The 16,172-nt window shown below is 66.5% G+C and carries 18 protein-coding genes; 9 read left to right on the top strand and 9 right to left on the bottom strand.

Annotated elements, in window-relative coordinates:
- Window positions 1–24 precede the first annotated feature (24 nt).
- Together cysC and cysD are read right to left on the bottom strand one after the other, a co-directional pair.
- The gene (cysC, locus tag Q9K23_RS18060) at window positions 25–1,899 is read right to left on the bottom strand and encodes an adenylyl-sulfate kinase (protein ID WP_020793879.1); all 1,875 of its coding nucleotides are present in this window, start codon (window positions 1,897–1,899) and stop codon (window positions 25–27) included.
- Window positions 1,899–2,822 (bottom strand): sulfate adenylyltransferase subunit CysD, encoded by a 924-nt coding sequence (gene cysD / locus Q9K23_RS18055; RefSeq protein ID WP_020793877.1) that lies wholly within the window; start codon window positions 2,820–2,822, stop codon window positions 1,899–1,901. Before cysD ends, cysC begins: the two co-directional genes overlap by 1 nt.
- A gap of 246 nt (window positions 2,823–3,068) precedes the next feature.
- On the opposite strand from cysD, the gene Q9K23_RS18050 reads away from it, so the two are divergent.
- From Q9K23_RS18050 to Q9K23_RS18030, 5 genes are all read left to right on the top strand, one after another.
- Entirely contained in the window at window positions 3,069–3,539 is a 471-nt protein-coding gene (locus Q9K23_RS18050) for a hypothetical protein (protein WP_053778248.1), read from the top strand.
- Between the two features lie 84 nt (window positions 3,540–3,623).
- The gene (locus Q9K23_RS18045; RefSeq protein WP_053778247.1) at window positions 3,624–4,535 is read left to right on the top strand and encodes an enoyl-CoA hydratase; all 912 of its coding nucleotides are present in this window, start codon (window positions 3,624–3,626) and stop codon (window positions 4,533–4,535) included.
- 1 nt (window position 4,536) lies between these two features.
- Window positions 4,537–5,703 (top strand): acyl-CoA dehydrogenase family protein, encoded by a 1,167-nt coding sequence (locus Q9K23_RS18040; RefSeq protein WP_053778246.1) that lies wholly within the window; start codon window positions 4,537–4,539, stop codon window positions 5,701–5,703.
- Between the two features lie 7 nt (window positions 5,704–5,710).
- Window positions 5,711–6,682, top strand: coding sequence for an acyl-CoA dehydrogenase (locus Q9K23_RS18035; protein ID WP_059035972.1), 972 nt, complete (start codon window positions 5,711–5,713; stop codon window positions 6,680–6,682).
- Window positions 6,679–7,815, top strand: coding sequence for an acyl-CoA dehydrogenase family protein (locus Q9K23_RS18030; protein WP_053778245.1), 1,137 nt, complete (start codon window positions 6,679–6,681; stop codon window positions 7,813–7,815). Before Q9K23_RS18035 ends, Q9K23_RS18030 begins: the two co-directional genes overlap by 4 nt.
- A gap of 461 nt (window positions 7,816–8,276) precedes the next feature.
- On the opposite strand, the gene Q9K23_RS18025 is transcribed toward Q9K23_RS18030, so the two are convergent.
- Entirely contained in the window at window positions 8,277–9,071 is a 795-nt protein-coding gene (locus Q9K23_RS18025) for a WS/DGAT domain-containing protein (protein ID WP_020789867.1), read from the bottom strand.
- 204 nt (window positions 9,072–9,275) lie between these two features.
- On the opposite strand from Q9K23_RS18025, the gene Q9K23_RS18020 reads away from it, so the two are divergent.
- Genes Q9K23_RS18020 through Q9K23_RS18005 form a run of 4 tightly spaced genes read left to right on the top strand, consistent with a single transcriptional unit; the run spans window position 9,276 to window position 10,068 of the window.
- A complete protein-coding gene (locus Q9K23_RS18020) occupies window positions 9,276–9,449 on the top strand; it encodes a hypothetical protein (protein ID WP_160319624.1) in 174 nt (57 codons plus the stop codon).
- Window positions 9,446–9,601 (top strand): hypothetical protein, encoded by a 156-nt coding sequence (locus Q9K23_RS18015; protein WP_020789856.1) that lies wholly within the window; start codon window positions 9,446–9,448, stop codon window positions 9,599–9,601. The genes Q9K23_RS18020 and Q9K23_RS18015 overlap by 4 nt, the downstream gene beginning before the upstream one ends.
- Entirely contained in the window at window positions 9,598–9,771 is a 174-nt protein-coding gene (locus Q9K23_RS18010; protein ID WP_020789861.1) for a hypothetical protein, read from the top strand. The genes Q9K23_RS18015 and Q9K23_RS18010 overlap by 4 nt, the downstream gene beginning before the upstream one ends.
- Window positions 9,772–9,786: 15 nt before the next feature.
- A complete protein-coding gene (locus tag Q9K23_RS18005) occupies window positions 9,787–10,068 on the top strand; it encodes a hypothetical protein (protein WP_020789859.1) in 282 nt (93 codons plus the stop codon).
- 923 nt (window positions 10,069–10,991) lie between these two features.
- Here the strand turns inward: Q9K23_RS18005 and Q9K23_RS18000 are convergent.
- The 6 genes from Q9K23_RS18000 to Q9K23_RS17975 form a co-directional block, all read right to left on the bottom strand.
- A complete protein-coding gene (locus Q9K23_RS18000; RefSeq protein WP_152972859.1) occupies window positions 10,992–12,158 on the bottom strand; it encodes a phage major capsid protein in 1,167 nt (388 codons plus the stop codon).
- Window positions 12,159–12,254: 96 nt separating this feature from the next.
- The gene (locus tag Q9K23_RS17995) at window positions 12,255–12,662 is read right to left on the bottom strand and encodes an HK97 family phage prohead protease (RefSeq protein WP_053778244.1); all 408 of its coding nucleotides are present in this window, start codon (window positions 12,660–12,662) and stop codon (window positions 12,255–12,257) included.
- Complete coding sequence (locus Q9K23_RS17990; protein WP_020789858.1) at window positions 12,652–13,872, bottom strand: phage portal protein; 1,221 nt, start codon at window positions 13,870–13,872, stop codon at window positions 12,652–12,654. Before Q9K23_RS17990 ends, Q9K23_RS17995 begins: the two co-directional genes overlap by 11 nt.
- A complete protein-coding gene (locus Q9K23_RS17985; RefSeq protein WP_053778243.1) occupies window positions 13,872–14,120 on the bottom strand; it encodes a hypothetical protein in 249 nt (82 codons plus the stop codon). Before Q9K23_RS17985 ends, Q9K23_RS17990 begins: the two co-directional genes overlap by 1 nt.
- 609 nt (window positions 14,121–14,729) lie before the next feature.
- Window positions 14,730–15,695 carry a hypothetical protein gene (locus Q9K23_RS17980; protein ID WP_152972858.1) on the bottom strand — a complete coding sequence of 322 codons (966 nt, stop codon included), beginning with the start codon at window positions 15,693–15,695 and terminating at the stop codon, window positions 14,730–14,732.
- Window positions 15,692–16,009, bottom strand: coding sequence for a hypothetical protein (locus tag Q9K23_RS17975; protein WP_152972857.1), 318 nt, complete (start codon window positions 16,007–16,009; stop codon window positions 15,692–15,694). Before Q9K23_RS17975 ends, Q9K23_RS17980 begins: the two co-directional genes overlap by 4 nt.
- Between the last annotated feature and the right edge of the window lie 163 nt (window positions 16,010–16,172).

Here is a 16,172-nt window from a genome sequence, read left to right as displayed (position 1 = left end):
CGTTCCTGTCGTTCCTGCCGGCCTCTACAGTCCCAGATTCCGCAGGACCGTGTCGGCGGCCTCGGCCGGGGTGCCGTCGGTCGGGGTGACCACGACGTCGGCGTTCTCGGGTCGCTCGTACGGCGAGTCGATCCCGGTGAACTGACTGATCTCACCGCGGCGCGCCCTGGCATACAACCCTTTGGGATCACGCCGCTCGCATTCGTCGAGCGGGGTGTCGATGAAGATCTCGTAGAACGGCAGGCCGCGCTCGGCGTGGATCTCACGCGCCCGGACCCGCTCGCCGGCGAACGGTGAGATCAGCGACACGATCGCCACCGCCCCGGAATCGGCGAACAGGGCGGCCACCTCGGAGGTGCGCCGGATGTTCTCGCGCCGGTCGTCGTCGCCGAAGCCCAGGTCGGAGTTGAGGCCGTGACGCAGGTTGTCGCCGTCCATCAGGTACGCCGGCCGCCCCTCGGCGACGAAGCGGCGTTCCAGTTCGATCGCCAGCGACGACTTCCCCGACCCGGACAGACCGGTCAGCCAGATGGTCGCCCCGTGATGCGGCCGGTGTTCGCGGCTCACCTTGGTGGTCTGCCAGACGATGTGGCTGTCGTGGCTGACCGGGGCGGTGATCATGCCCGCCGCGACGGTGGCATTGGTGGCCTCGTCGATCAGGATGAAGCTGCCGGTCTCCCGGTTGCGACGGTACGAGTCGAACATCACCGGCTGCTGGGTGCGCAGGGTCAGCCGGCCGATCTCGTTGAGCGCCAGCTTCTTCGATTCGGTGTCCCGGTGCAGCGTGTTGACGTCCAGGCGGTAGTTGACGCCGGTGACCTCGGCCTTGGTGGCGCGGGTGCCGGTGAGCAGGACATACCGCGAGTGCTCGGTGAGGGGTGCGTCGTCGGCGAACCAGCAGACCATCGCGTCGATGTCCCGGGCGACATACGGGCGGTTGTTGGGCCGGGCGAGCATGTCCCCGCGGACGATGTCGATCTCGTCGGCGAGTTCCACCGACACCGCCATCGACGCGAACGCCTCGTCGACGCGGGTGCCGCCGGGACCCCAGATGTCGGTGATGGTGGTGGTGAAACCGCTGGGCAGGACGACGATCTCGTCACCGCGGGCGAACACCCCACCGGCGACGGTACCGCCGTAGGCGCGATGGTCTGCGCCGTCGGCGGTCTGCGGGCGGATCACATACTGCACCGGCAGCCGCGCATCGATCAGGTTGCGGTCCGACGCGATGTGCACGTTCTCGAGATGACTGAGCAGCGGACGCCCCTCGTACCACGGCATCGCGGCGGACTTGTCCACCACGTTGTCGCCCCGCAACGCCGACAGCGGGATGAAGGTCAGGTCACCGACGTTCAGCTTGGCGGCGAAGTCGACGAATTCCGAACAGATCTCGTCGAACCGTTCCCGCGACCAGTCCACCAGGTCCATCTTGTTGACGCAGATGGTCAGATGCGGGATACCGAGCAGCGACGAGAGGAAGGCGTGCCGCCGGGTCTGCTCGAGGACCCCCTTGCGGGCGTCGATCAGGATGATCGCGAGGTCGGCGGTCGACGCACCGGTCACCATGTTGCGGGTGTACTGCACATGCCCCGGGGTGTCGGCGATGATGAATTTCCTTCGCGGCGTGGCGAAGTACCGGTAGGCGACGTCGATGGTGATGCCCTGCTCACGCTCGGCGCGAAGCCCGTCGGTGAGCAGTGCGAGGTCGGCCTGGGTGTCGCCGCGGGCCGCCGAGGTGGCCTCGATCGACTCCAGCTGATCGGTGAAGATCGACTTGGAGTCGTAGAGCAGCCGGCCGATCAGCGTCGACTTGCCGTCGTCCACCGATCCGGCGGTGGCCAGTCGCAGCAACTCCCCCGACCGGACGAGTGGTTGTGCGGCAACGGAATCGGTGCTCATCAGAAGTATCCCTCCCGTTTGCGGTCTTCCATCCCGGCCTCGGAGATGCGGTCGTCGGCGCGGGTGGCGCCACGCTCGGTGAGGCGGGTGACCGAGATCTCCTCGATCACCTCGGCGACGGTGACGGCGTCGCTGCGCACACAGCCGGTGCAGGTGGCGTCGCCGACGGTACGGAACCGGACCCGCTCGACATGCGACTCCTCCCCCGGTTTGCGCTCCAGGAATCGGGTGTCGGCCAACAACATCCCGTCGCGCGGTACCACCGCCCGCTCGTGTGCGTAGTAGATCGGCGGCAACTCGATCTGTTGTGCGGCAATGTATCCCCAGATGTCGAGTTCGGTCCAGTTGCTCAGCGGGAAGACCCGGATGTGCTCACCGGCGTGGTGGCGGCCGTTGTAGAGGTGCCACAGTTCCGGGCGCTGCGCCCGCGGATCCCAGGTGCCGAACTCGTCGCGGAAGCTGAACACACGCTCCTTGGCGCGAGCCTTCTCCTCGTCGCGGCGGGCACCACCGAACACCGCGTCGACGCGGTTCTCGGTGATCCCGCGGAGCAGCGCCGTGGTCTGCAGCCGGTTGCGGCTGGTGCCGGGACCGGTCTGCTCCACGACGCGCCCGGCGTCGATGTCGTCCTGCACCGAACTGACGATCAACCGCACCCCGGTCTCGGCGACGACGCGGTCACGGTAGGTGATCACCTCGTCGAAGTTGTGGCCGGTGTCGACGTGCATGAGCGGAAACGGGATCGGTGCGGGCCAGAACGCGCGGCGGGCGATGTGGAACATCACCACCGAGTCCTTGCCGCCGGAGAACAGCAGCACCGGCCGCTCGAAGGTGGCCGCCACCTCCCGGAAGATGTGGACCGACTCGGCCTCGAGCGCGTCGAGATGGCTCAGCTCGTAGTGCGCCCTGCCCGGTGCGGTCATGCCGCCTCCCTGCTCATGCCGTCCCCCTGCTCATGTCGCCTCCTGATGATGACGCCTCCTGATGCTGCTGTCTCGTGATGATGCCGCGTGTCGATGATGCCGCCGCGCCGGCCGCACCCATCCGATTGTCCCCCGGCGCGCCGGTGGTCCGTTCGACAGACAGCCTTGCTAACGATCTCATCGCCCCGACCGGTATTCCCTGTGAACCCGCTGGAAACCAGCTGCACCACACACAGGAGGATCGACATGCCCCGCACCACCACGCGCCGACTCGCCGGAACCGTCGCCGCCGCCATCACCGCGACCGGACTGCTCGGCACCGGCATCCTCGGCACCGGCACCGCCTCCGCCGAGACCGTCGCCCCGCTCGACCGATGCTGGGGGATCAGCCCCAACATCGTCGACCAGCCGTACAGCACCGCCCGGCTGTTCGTCAGCCCGGACGGCCCGGGACGCGTCACCGCCGCGGTCCGCGACATCTCCAGCTTCTGGCGCGGCGGATACGAGTCGGTGGGGCGCCTCGACTGGCACAACCTGCGCACCGGCAAGCGCGGTACCGCCGTCGACGCCGCGCCGATCCGCCTCTACGTCAACGGCCCCACCTTCCGCCTGAACACCGGGACCGGACCGGTTCGGGTGACGTTGTCGGCGGTCAATCGCAATGCACTGTGGTCGATCCCCACCACCTCGTGCAGCGGCACCCTGCAGGTGCGCTGAGCCCGGACCGCCGACGGGGTGCCGCGGGATCGCGATTCTTCACCCGGCTACCAACCAAGCACTTGCTAGGTTACGCTCGTGGGCATGAGCGACGCCGTCATCCCCCCACCCCTGGGTCCCGACGATCTCGGACCCGACACCACCCCGGTCGCATACGAGACCGGCGGCGACGCGAACGCGATCGCCTATGTGACGCTCAACCGCCCCGAGTACCGCAATGCACAGAACTCGGTGATGACCTATTCGCTCGACGCCGCCTTCCGCAAGGCCGTCGACGACCCGGCGGTCAAGGTCATCGTGTTGCGCGCCAACGGCAAGCACTTCTCGGCCGGCCACGACATCGGCACGCCCGAACGCGATTTCGACACCTTCTACGACAATGTCGCGGTGCTGCACTGGGATCACAGCGACAAGACCGGCGCCGACCAGCGCCTGGCCCGCGAGATGGAGGTGTACATGGGGATGTGCCGCCGCTGGCGCGACATCCCCAAGCCGCTGATCGCCCAGGTCCACGGCGCCTGCATCGCCGGCGGTCTGATGCTCGCCTGGACCTGCGATTTCATCGTCGCCTCCGACGACGCGTTCTTCTCCGATCCGGTCGCCCGGATGGGTATCCCCGGCGTCGAGTACTTCGCACACGCCTATGCGCTCGGCACCCGCCGGGCCAAGGAGATCCTGTTCACCGGTGAGCGTTTCACCGCCGCACAGGCCGCCGACTGGGGAATGGTCAACCACGTCGTCCCGCGCGACGAGCTGGCCGCCAAGGTCGACGACATCGCCGGACGTGCCGCCGCCATGCCGATGCAGGGACTGTTCCTGTCGAAGAAGGCGGTCAACATCTGCGAGGACCAGATGGGTATGCGCAATGCGATGGACTCGGTGTTCGGGTGGCACCACTACGCACACTCGGCCAACGCCGAGACCGGCGACTCGCTCGGCGGGATGGATGCCAGGTCGATGAAGGCGGCCGGTTCCGGGAACGGTGCGGGGGCCTGACATGGATCTGCTGTTCGACGACGCCGCACACGAATTCCGCGCCGAGGTCCGCGCCTGGCTGGCCGATCACGTTCCGGCACAGCCACTCCCGTCGATGGACACCGCCGAGGGATTCGAGGCACACCGGCAGTGGGAGGCCACCATGGCCGCCGACGCCATGTCGGTGGTGAGCTGGCCGGCCGAGTTCGGCGGCCGGGACGAGCCGCTGCTGCACTGGCTGATCTTCGAGGAGGAGTACTACCGTTCCGGGGCGCCCGGGCGGGTCAGCCAGAACGGCATCTTCCTGCTCGCCCCCACCCTGTTCGAGCACGCCCATCCCGAACAGTTGCAACGGATCATGCCGCGCATGGCACGCGCCGACGACATCTGGGGCCAGGCCTGGAGCGAGCCCGAGTCGGGCAGCGACCTGGCGTCGCTGCGGTCGACGGCCACCCGCACCGACGGCGGCTGGCTGCTCAACGGGCAGAAGACCTGGAGTTCGCGGTCGAGTTTCGCCGACTGGGGATTCGGGCTGTTCCGCACCGACAAGCAGGCCCAGCGGCACAAGGGCATCACCTACTTCATGTTCGATCTGCGCAGTCCCGGGGTCACCGTCCGTCCGATCGCCCAGCTCGACGGCGAGGCGGGCTTCGCCGAGTTGTTCCTCGAGGACGTCTTCGTCCCCGACGATCCCTCCGCCCCTGGCGAATCCGGGGTGATCGGCGAGGTGAACAACGGCTGGAAGGTGGCGATGAGTACCGCCGCCAACGAGCGCGGTCTCTCGCTGCGGTCCCCCGGGCGCTTCCTGGCCACCACCGATCGCCTGCTCGATCTGTGGCGGTCGCGGCGCGACGACGTACCGCCGACCGCGGGCACCGATGCCGCCGTCGCCGACGCCTGGATCGGTTCGCGCGCCTACGAGCTGTCGACGTATCAGACCGTGAGCCGGCTGGCCGCCGGCGGACAACTCGGCATGGAGTCGTCGATCAACAAGGTGTTCTGGTCGCAGTGGGACATCGCCGCCCACGAGACCGCCCTCGACCTGCAGGGCGCCGACGCCGAACTCGACGACGCCTGGCTGGACGGCTATCTCTTCTCGTTGTCGGGGCCGATCTACGCCGGCACCAACGAGATCCAACGCAACGTGATCGCGGAACGCCTGCTGGGCCTGCCGCGTGGGGACCGGTGAGGAACCGATGGATTTCCTGCTCTCCGACATTCATGACGACCTCGCCTCGAGCATCGACGCGCTGCTGACCAAGGCCGACTCGCCTGCCGTCGCCCGCGCCTGGGCCGACGGCGACCGCACCCCCGCCGAAGCGGTGTTCGCCCAGCTCGCCGAGACCGGCGTGTTCGGGCTGATGGTCGACGACGCCTTCGGCGGTGCCGGTGCCGGTGCGGTCGAGATGGTCGTCGCCCTCGAACAGCTCGGCCGTCACGGCGTTCCCGGACCGCTCGCCGAGACCATCGCCGTCGCACCGACACTGCTGAGAGCCGCCGGGGTGACCGACCCGCTCGAGGCCATCGCCGCCGGCGGTGTCGTGTCGGTGGCGGCCGCCCCGGTGCAGCCACGCGCCGCCGACGCCGACGCGGTCTCGACGGTGTATCTGCTGACCGGAGAGACACTCTCGGTGGGCACCGCCGGTGCGGCGCTGCGCACGGTCGACCCGGCGCGCACCGTGTCCGACGTCGATGCCGGGGCCCCGCTGGCCACCGGCGTGGACGGTTCGGCCGCCGTCGATCTGGGTGCGCTGGCGACCGCCGCACAACTGCTCGGTCTGGGCCGACGGATGCTGTCGCTGGCCGCGGAGTATGCGGTGGCCCGCAAGCAGTTCGGCCGGGCGATCGGTTCCTTCCAGGCGGTCAAACATCATCTCGCCGATGTCGCGATCGCCCTCGAGATGGCCCGGCCCCTGGTCCACGGTGCCGCCGTCGGCGTCGACGGTGGCGCCCCCGAGGGCACCGACGTCTCCCGTGACATCTCGGCGGCCAAGGTCGCCGCCGCCGACGCCGCCCACCTCGCGTCACGGCAGGCACTTCAGGTCCTCGGGGCGATCGGCTACACCCGCGAACACGATCTGTCGCTGTATCTGACCAAGACCAGGGCGCTGGTGTCGGCGTGGGGTACCCCGGCGGCGCACCGCGCCCGGATTCTGGAGACGCTGTGAGCACCACGACCGACCATGACGCGGCGACCATCTCCGCCGAAGACCGTGAAGCGTTGCGGGTTTCGGTGGCCGGGCTGCTCAAGCAGCGGTCCGGACCGGACGCCGTCCGCGCCGCCATGTCGAGTCCCAGCCGCATCGACCGCCCGCTGTGGCAGACCCTGTGCACCGAGATCGGTGTGGCCGCACTCCCCGTCCCCGACGAGTTCGGCGGCGCCGGAGCCGGCTTCGCCGAGACCGGTGTGATCCTGGAGGAGACCGGGGCGGTGCTCTGCCCGGTGCCGGTGTACTCCGCGGCCATCGCCACCGCGGCGATCCTGGCCACCGGCGACACCGACGCCGCCCGGCGCCTGCTGCCGGGTATCGCTTCCGGCGAGAAGTCGGTGGCGCTGTGCTGGGCCGGACCCGACGGGTGGGCCGCCCCCGGTGTGACCGCCGAGGCCGGATTGCTCACCGGCACCGCCCATTACGTCCTCGACGGCGAGTCGGCCGATCATCTCCTCGTCCTGGCGGGTACGAGTAGCGGCCTGACCGTCCACGACGTCGACGCGCACGCCGAGGGCATCACCATCACGCCGCGGCCCGTCGTCGACCCCACCCGGCCACTCGCATCGGTCACCTTCGACGACGTCGCCGCCACCACCATCACGGCCAAGGCCGACACCGAGGACACACTGCGCACCGCCGCCTGGGCGTTGCTGTCGGCGGAGCAGGTCGGCGGAGCCGCCCGCACCCTCGACCTCACCGTGCAGTACACCAAGGAGCGCTCGCAGTTCGGCCGGCCGATCGGATCGTTCCAGGCCCTCAAACACCGTATGGCCGACATGTACACGCTGGTCGAGACGTCCCGGTCGATCTCCCGGGCCGCACTCGACGCCGTCGCCGCCGGGGCGGCCGACGCCCCGGAGCTCGCCGCCGCCGCCCACGTCTACTGCTCGGAATCGTTCGCGACCGTCACCGGTGAGGCCATCCAGCTACACGGCGGCATCGGCATCACCTGGGAGCACGACATCCAGTTGTACTTCAAGCGTGCCCACGGCAGCGCCCTGCTGTTCGGCCAGCCCCACCGCGTCGTCACCGAACTGGCAAAACGCCTGCACGGGGCCATGACCGCTCAACCACCCACCAGCCGTTGATGATCGAGCCGAACCCACTTCGATGATTGAGCAGAGACTTCGTCGATGATTGAGCCGAACCTACTACGATGATTGAGCCGGGACCGAGCCGGAAAGGCGAGGACCCGAGTCGAAATCACCGCAACCCGAGTTGGCAACCACCAACCCGCCGTTGATGATTAAGCCGAACCAACTACGATGATTGAGCCGGGACCGAGCCAGAAAGGCGAGGACCCGAGTCGAAATCACCGCAACCCCAGCACGATAGCAACCACCTCCGAGGTGGTCACGCCGACAAATTCGGCTCACCGAGGTTTCGACACGCCTCGTCGCTACGCTCCTCATCGGCTCAACCACCAACCCGCCGTTGATGATCGAGCCAAACCAACTACGATGATTGAGCCGGGACCGAGCCGGAAAGGCGAGGACCCGAGTCGAAATCTCCGCAGCCCGACCACGTTGGCGACCATCTCCGACACCCCTCAGTGCAGCGCCACCACTTCCGCGAGACCCTCCCGAATGCAGTCGGTCAACAGTTCCGGGTCGATGACGGCGGCCGGGTCACAGTTGATCCCGAGGTAGGCACGCCCGGCATAGGACATGAGTGCGACGTTCACCGCCGCACCGCCTTTGGGGGCGAACGGCACGAGTGCGGTGACCTCGGCACCACCGGTGAACACTGGGATCGGCGGCCCCGGCACATTGGTGGCCGCGACGTCGACTCCCTTCATCAGCGATCCGGCCACTGAGGTGGTCACCTGCCGGGGCAGGAGGGTGAGCAACTGGTAGACGATGGTCGACAGGTGCAGTGCCGGATCGGTGCGTGCCTTGTGCAGGATCGGGTCGAGGCGCCGAATCCGTGACCGAAGGTCGTCGGGCTCGGTGGGCACGATGAATCGTGCCGGTACCCATTGGTTCCCGCCTTCGGCGTCGGCGTCGGTACGCAGGCTGATCGGCATGTTCACCCGGAACTCGGGCAGCGGGTGCCCCAGACGCTGGTGGTGGCGACGCACCGCACCGGCGACGGCTGCGACGAAGCAGACGTTGATCGTGGTGTCGGCGACCGTCGCCGCGCGTCGTAACTCGTCGAGCGGGACGTCGAGGATCGAGAACGACGACGACAGCGAGCGTTTCGTCATCAGCTCCGATCGTGGCGTGCTCTGCGGCTCGAGCATCCGGATCATCGCCGTTGTCGTCGTCGCGGCCGAGGTCACGGTGCGCACCGGGTGGGTCAGCCCGTCACGGGCGATCGCGAGGACGAACCCCGCGGCGGCCACGACGGAGGTATCACTAGAGCTGCTATCGACCGATAGCGGCTCACGCCGGTGCTACCAACACCTCGCGCAAGCCTCCGACGATACGAATCGAGAGTTCGTAATGCGCCGTGGCTCAATGCTACTTCAGGGTGCGATCATTTTCGCCCTCGCCTATCCCCTGCCCGTTGCCGCCCTCTGGGCTTGCGTCCGCCTCGGATGGCACGCATGACCAACACATGGGGACTCCACACCGGACCAGCCACCTACATCGGCATGAGCGGTCAACTCGCCATGCCGTGCCGGATCGTCCGATTCCGTCGGGATTGCGTGATGGTGCGTTTCGGTGACCGGCCCGCCGAACTCGTCCACCCCGACCACCTCCGGCAGGTGACCCGATGAGCGGCCGACACACCGTTGAACACGACTACCTCAACCCGCACCACTCCGACCTCCTCGACCGGTTCTACGACCGGTGGGGCCTCGGTGACGTCGAGGTCGCACGCCGATACCGGGGTGAGTGCCGGCACGCCCGGAACGAGGTGTCGGCGTGAACATGTCCGACTGGAATGCCGGCCACGAATCGGCTACCGAACTCCTCGGCCAGCTCCCCGGGCCTCTCGTGCCCGTCTTCGCCGCAAGACTCTTGCGCGTCCAGCCCGACCCCGAAGACAACCCGTCATACGACGGCGGGTTCCGCGCCGCCCTGTTCGCGGCACTCTGAGAGAAAGTCGATCTGTTGAACAACACCCCGATCACCACCCCCGGCGGACTGACCATCGTCGATATCGACATCGACAGTGACGGGCACGTGACCCACACCATGTTCGAGCGCACGTTTACCGGCCCCGGATACGGCAACGTCAACCGCACGATCAGCGTAGGGCGGTCGATCGACGCCGACACCGGGAAAGTCGATCCGTGGCTGTACATCGACACTTTCTGTCCGCCTGATCCGTTGGGGTTCGTCGCTGTGATCAACCGAGCCGCCGGCGTGTACGCCTCGTTGCTTGCCCGTTGACCTGAACGGCCCCGGACGGTTCAGCCGTAGCCGCGTCATAGCGGCACCGGGGCACTGAGCGCGCGTAACAGGTTTCCGACCTCGCGCCCGTCGTTTCTGCAGAGCCCGACGCAAACCAGCCTGCTCGATGTAGCTCAGTCCCTCACCGTCGATGAGGGCCACCGTTCCGAGTCTGATCAACGCGGCCCCGGTGCCACATGGTTACCGCCTGCCCTTCGGGTCGGGTGGCAATCGGTCGTGGTTCTACGCGGTAAGTGCTTGGTCCGTGGGTCGATTCGGCGATGGGGTTCAATGCTTGGCCACCCGTAGGGTGTCGATTGGCTTGTGCCGCTGCGACCTCTGGCTTGCGCGGGTCGCCGTTCATTGCCACGAGGTAGCACGCGAGCCGCGTCATGAGTACGTCAGCGCCGGGACGACCGCCCGTCGAGTTCTTAGTCGTAGGACTAAAAAGCCTGGTCACGTCCTCGCCCAACGCTTCGATCGTGATTTTCGCCCGGTCTATCACGGGGGAGAACTGCTGCCAGTTCGCATACCCCAACAGCGGCATCAGGTCACGCGCCGACCAGAACTCTGTCCCGTCCGGCATCGTTCGCCGAATCGCCGTCTTTTCTCCCACACGGGAGAAAGTGCCGGTCAGGGTAAGATGAGCCCCGGTGGACCGGGGCGGTAGCTTCGCCCCGGTCCCGTTCTTTACCGTAGGGGAAGAAAGCCTGTTCACGTCCGCTTGTGGCGGTCCGCCCGCAGTCTTTTCGTCGGCGCGGGCGAAATTGCTGGTCAGGGTAAGATGGTCAGTGGCGGACCGGGGCGCTACCTTCGCCCCGGTCCGTCTCACTCATAGCCCAGAAACACGAAAAACGCCCGGCACCGACCCAATCAAGGGCCAGCGCCGGGCGCTTCCATCTCTATTCAGTTGTCCGAGAACATCACTCAGTCTCGATCGACACCACACCACCCGGCCGCAGCACCGACACACCAAACCGGGATTCAGTACGAACCCGGATCACGTTCTCGGCGAAGTCGTTACCGACTGTCCCCCACTTCGTCAGGACGCCGGCCGAATCCACATCCACACGGACCGACGACTGATCGAGCAGCAGAGCCTTACCGGCCGGCAGAGCGGTCGACACCACGACCGGCACACCATGCAGACGCTGAGCCGCACGATCCACGGCAACGTTGCCCAGATCGAACGAGCCGCCCGTGTTGCGCTGAAGGCTGATCGCCTCCCACACCTGAGGCGCCATCGCAAACGCGTGAGGCACGAACGCGGCCGACTCCAAAGCAGTGATCGCCTTGCGGGTCGTGGTCACGAGGTCGGTAGCGAACGCCTGAACCACGATCCCGGACGTGTTCAGGATGCCCCGCAGATTCGGGGCAGTACCCGAACCGCCGATCACCTGAGCCTCCACAGCACGCCGCAAACCGTGCAGCATCTCCGCCTCAACGAACCCGGCGAGCTCGGCGTTATCCAGCACGTCGTACTCGTTCAGGCCGTCCGAGACGTGCGCGATCACGGTCAGCTCGGCATCCACCGACTCGATCCCGTACGAGGATTCCGGCTTGGCACCCGACGTCCACGGCGCCGCCTGATTGTCCCGCGAGGTCTGCCGCAGGTAGCGGTAGCGGGGCGTGCCGTGAACCTTGACCGGGAGCACGTCGAGCAGCGAGGTCGGGATACGCTGAAGCTCGATCGGGGACTGGTTTTCGAGTGGGGTGCCGGTCACTACCGACCCCGACGAGACGAGGGCCTTGGTACCGACGCCACCGAGCATCGCCTTGGACAGGTTGCCGGACATGGCGCGCGCCTTACGGCCACTGAACGCCAGGTACTTTCGGCCGGTCAGGGCCTCACCGGACTTCTCGCCGTCCTCGCCGGTCTTCGGCTCGCCGCCCAGAGCGGCCACCGCGTCGATCAGGGTCTTCGATTCGAGGGCCTTGCTTACGCGCTCGTCGAACGCCTTCACTTCCTCCACGAGGCCGGCCAGTTCGGTCTTGCCGGCGTCGTCGAGCTCGCCGGCCTTCGCCTGAGCCGCGAGTTCGTCGGCCTTGGACATCGCAGCGGCACGGTCCTGAGCGGTCTTCACGTTCATGCGGTCACCCTTCGGGTTGTGGTCGCCGGACTGTCCGGCGTCCTTGACATTGCTGATCGACGTGGCACGATTCGCACCAACTGGAACCACTGAAACCTACAGTAGCTCAACGTTTTTCAGCAGTAGATGGTCTGACTTCTGTTCACTGTCGCGGGTGATGTACCCGAACGACATTTCGCCGATCCGCCCGTCCGCGAGCATCCGGTGAGTCTGGATCGCCTTCGGTGAGTCCATGTCGAGCTGGCAGGACACTTTCAGCCCGTGATCGTCCTCGCCGGCCTCGACGACATGGCCGATGCACATTTCCGGGTCATCGGTGCGGTGCCCGTAGAACACGGGAATCCGCCGGCCTTTGGCCTTCCACTCGTTGAGGGTGTCGGCGAACGCGCCGGCCTGAACGATGTCGCCGTACGAGTCTTTGACTCCGAAAACGCTTGCGTAGCCGTCGAATCCGTTTTCTACGGTCGACTTCACGAGCGCGCCGGCCGCTTGCTTATGCTTCATCCGATCCCACCTTGTCGTCGGTTGCCGGCGCCTCGACGTCGGCCATGTTCAGCGGTGCCCGCAGGACGTCACCGCCGGGCAGGGCCGGCATGTTCAGCCGCGCCCGAACCTCGTTCGGTGTCATGTAGCCGGCACTCAGGGCGGACGCGAGTTGCGCGGCCTGTTCCTCGAAGTTGCCTTCGAGTTTTTCGCGAATATTGAACTCCACGTACATGTTTTGCGTGTCGCTGAACCGTGTCACGAGGTCGGCGTTCAGTCGTGCCTCGATCATCGCGATAATCGGCCCCAGAGTGTCGCCGTACAGGCCGCGACGGAACTCGCGAACGTTGCTGTAGTTCGCGTTGTCGAGCAAACCGATCATCGTCGGGTTCACGTGGAAGACAGACGCAACCGTAGTCAGGGCGAGCTTTGAGCCCTCGACATAGTCGTCTTCCTTCGCGCTGAATCCGACGCGCTTCAGTTCCATTCCGTCTTCGAGGACGGGCACGCCGCCGACCTTCGCACCGTCACCGGTATACGCTGCGGTCCAACCGGACTTGAACCGTTTCCGGCCCTCGTTCGACCACGCCGGCGCATCCTTCGGTCGGGTCAGGTACGAACCCACACGACCGCCGTTCTCCCACATTTGCCGGCGGAACGACTGAGCCTGAATCTGTTCAGCCAGAACCGATTTCAGGCACGGGATCGGCGAGGCCCCGATTCGCAGATCGGTAGGATTCCAACCGTGAAACTCGATCACGTCGGACGCCGGCACCGTCACCCGTGACTCCGGCGACGACTCCGGTTGCAACACATACGAACCCACCCGGAACGGTATCGAGTCCGTCGTTTCCACGATCCACGTCTCCGGGATGACCCGAAGTTCGGCCGGCTCACCCACCGCGTCCGGAGTCACCCACACCAGCGCGCGGTCGTACAGTGCCAGCGAGCCGACAAGCCTCTGGACGAAGTCGAACGTCGTGTCTTGCGGGTTCGGCCGGCTGATCAGCTTCGGCAACGCGTGGTCCCGGACCCGCTCACGTCCGCCGTCCTCGTCGATCCGGTAGGTGTGGACTCCGAGCTGGGCAACGTTGCGGGCGAGGAACGTGATCACGGTCCGTAGGTACGGCTGTTCCCGCCACAGGTCCTCTGGTGTCTTGTCGAGCACCGTCACCGCGTCCGTGGCGAGTGGTTCGTCGAGTTGCGGCGTGTGACGCCGCCACCATGCCATCAGCCGACCTCGATTTCGGACTGCACCGGCGCCGACACGCAGTGCCCGGCCACGCGGGGATGTCCGGCCCGGTCGCCCGGCACCGACGCTTGCAGCGCAAGCCCGGCCAACACGGCCATTACACGTTCCGGCGCGCCGTACCGGCCGTACATGCGTTTCTGAACATCAGCCCATCGTTTGGGGTCTTCGTCGACCACTGCCCTCAGTAGGTCGATCGCGTCCCGCTTGTCTTCACTCTGAACGGTCATAGACAGCCCTCATTTCAAAGGTGACGCGATTTCGCGTCGGAATGGATGGATTAGACGGACGTACGTCCCAAAGCCGTCAGAACGGCTCTCAGCCGCCTAGTGCCTCGCGCGATGGGGGCGGCCACGCGGGGGGAGACGACCACTACCGGCCGAATCTGTCCGTGGTGGGTTGGTCGTGGTGGCGGTGAGGCCCCTACCCCGGTGCGGGTTCTTCGACTACCTCGACGGGTTTCGGTGCCGGCGTGTACGTCTTACCGTCCGTGCCGGTGATCGGTTCAGGTGTCCCATTTGGGACAGGTGCCTCGATCTCACGCTCGACAGTGCCGCGACCTAGTCCCGTTGCCGCTGCGATCGCCCGGATACTCAACCCCGACTCCCGCAACGACGCCACCACCTTCGACCGCTCACCGGGAAGGCCGGCGGCTAGCGGCCCCGACCGACACCAACCGCAGACTCACCCGACACCGACCGAGCACGCCACACAAACAATCGACCAAGCTCGCCCTTAGCCGACTGGCGTTGCCGGTTGCGGTGAGCGAGGTCGGTCAGATCACCACGAGGCCGGCGGCGCCGCAAGTCCATGTGGTCCTGAAGATTCTCGGTCATCGCTCACACTTCCTGGAATCGTCGTCGTGGTGCTGTCTCGCGTGCCTGCTCGCCGGCTATCGCCTTGGCCAGCCAGCGAGCAGGGCTGTCGATACCCTTGCCCAGCGACTCAGTTTGTTTGCGGGCGAGCCAGCCGCAGCGGATCAGGTTCTTTGCTTCGGCCGCGTGGTAGTTGTCGTCGGAGACGTTCGGGAAGTCCTCGCGTTGGGGCGAGGTGCCATCTCCCACGATCCGCATGGGTTTCCCCTTGGGCGCCAGCTTGTCGGCGTAGTCGTTTCGCACGAATCGCCCGCCGGCGAGGTAGCGGTACCCGCCGGCTATGACTCGATGCTCGTCGGCCACGTTGCGGATTCCACGGGCGAGGATGTCGGACGCCGATTCGGTGTGCTCGTCGTTGGTCATCTCGTCGGTGTGCTCCTGGTCCTCGGATTCATCTCGCGCGCTAGCTGCTTTTCTTTCACTTCTTCTCTCACTGCTTTGTGCATCTGATTCGGATACGGGTGGTGCATCTGATTCGGATACGGGTGGTGCATCTGATTCGGATGCACCTGTCGACGGCTCCGGTTCCGGTGCGTCTGATTCGGATGCACCTGTCGACTCCGAGTTCAGGACAATCTCGCGCGTGAGTCGTTCCACCTCGGAGTCGGTGAACGGCTCGCCTCGCGTTAGGTGGTAATGGAATCCGAGCGCACGACCGCCGGCGTTGGCTACCACGGGCTGGCGCACCATCCATCGCGCCGCCTGAAGGTGATCGAACGCGCTCCGGACCGATCCCTGCCCTTTGCCCATCTTCTCCATGACTGAGCGTTGCGAGATTCGGTAGCCGTCGCTGTGCGACCACAGCCAGAGCGCCACGGAACGCGCGCCGTCGCTAAGGCTTGAATCTCTCGCGAGGGCCAGCGGTGCGGTCTGGTACGGCGCTTCGAGCGTCCCGTGATAGACGATCGGTTGCCGCGCCTGCCCGCTCAAAACAGTTCCCCTTGTTCGGTGTGGGACCCTTTGTCGTTCGGCCCGCCAACAAAGATGCCCGCCGCAATCTCCGCATCGGTCGCAAGCCGCATGTCGTCGGCCAATGGTCCGTAAACGGCCATGCCGGCGTTTCTCAGGAAGTGCTTGAACAGATCGGCAGGCGCCGACGAGCATCGCGTGTCGTTGTGGACCGCCCGGCCGGCCGATCCCTTATCCCACGGCTTGCCGGCCTCATGCGCGTACGCCTTCCAGCCCCACCCGAGCGGCACACCCGTTGCTCCGCAGGGGCAGTCGAACGTTATTCCGGTCTTCACTGGTCCTCCGTGTTGGTTGGGCGTGTGACGGTATGCGCGGTGTCCGACTTCGGTTTGTTGCGGGCACCCTTCGGCCGGCCTTTACCGACCCGTGACCGTGCTCGCATCAGAGCGGCGTACCGGTCGATGTCCTCGACGAGGTACAGCCGGCCGACTCTCGGTT

The sequence above is a fragment of the Gordonia sp. NB41Y genome (genome assembly GCF_030718915.1).
In the GTDB taxonomy this organism is placed as follows: Bacteria; Actinomycetota; Actinomycetes; order Mycobacteriales; family Mycobacteriaceae; genus Gordonia; species Gordonia desulfuricans.
This window is presented reverse-complemented; position numbering and strand designations above follow the sequence as displayed.

What these genes read in the sequence shown, in the direction of transcription:
- cysC (WP_020793879.1), bottom strand. Translation starts at nt 1,899, where the DNA reads ATGAGCACCGATTCCGTTGCCGCACAACCACTCGTCCGGTCGGGGGAG.
- cysD (WP_020793877.1), bottom strand. Translation starts at nt 2,822, where the DNA reads ATGACCGCACCGGGCAGGGCGCACTACGAGCTGAGCCATCTCGACGCG.
- Q9K23_RS18050 (WP_053778248.1), top strand. Translation starts at nt 3,069, where the DNA reads ATGCCCCGCACCACCACGCGCCGACTCGCCGGAACCGTCGCCGCCGCC.
- Q9K23_RS18045 (WP_053778247.1), top strand. Translation starts at nt 3,624, where the DNA reads ATGAGCGACGCCGTCATCCCCCCACCCCTGGGTCCCGACGATCTCGGA.
- Q9K23_RS18040 (WP_053778246.1), top strand. Translation starts at nt 4,537, where the DNA reads ATGGATCTGCTGTTCGACGACGCCGCACACGAATTCCGCGCCGAGGTC.
- Q9K23_RS18035 (WP_059035972.1), top strand. Translation starts at nt 5,711, where the DNA reads ATGGATTTCCTGCTCTCCGACATTCATGACGACCTCGCCTCGAGCATC.
- Q9K23_RS18020 (WP_160319624.1), top strand. Translation starts at nt 9,276, where the DNA reads ATGACCAACACATGGGGACTCCACACCGGACCAGCCACCTACATCGGC.
- Q9K23_RS18015 (WP_020789856.1), top strand. Translation starts at nt 9,446, where the DNA reads ATGAGCGGCCGACACACCGTTGAACACGACTACCTCAACCCGCACCAC.
- Q9K23_RS18000 (WP_152972859.1), bottom strand. Translation starts at nt 12,158, where the DNA reads ATGAACGTGAAGACCGCTCAGGACCGTGCCGCTGCGATGTCCAAGGCC.
- Q9K23_RS17995 (WP_053778244.1), bottom strand. Translation starts at nt 12,662, where the DNA reads ATGAAGCATAAGCAAGCGGCCGGCGCGCTCGTGAAGTCGACCGTAGAA.
- Q9K23_RS17990 (WP_020789858.1), bottom strand. Translation starts at nt 13,872, where the DNA reads ATGGCATGGTGGCGGCGTCACACGCCGCAACTCGACGAACCACTCGCC.
- Q9K23_RS17985 (WP_053778243.1), bottom strand. Translation starts at nt 14,120, where the DNA reads ATGACCGTTCAGAGTGAAGACAAGCGGGACGCGATCGACCTACTGAGG.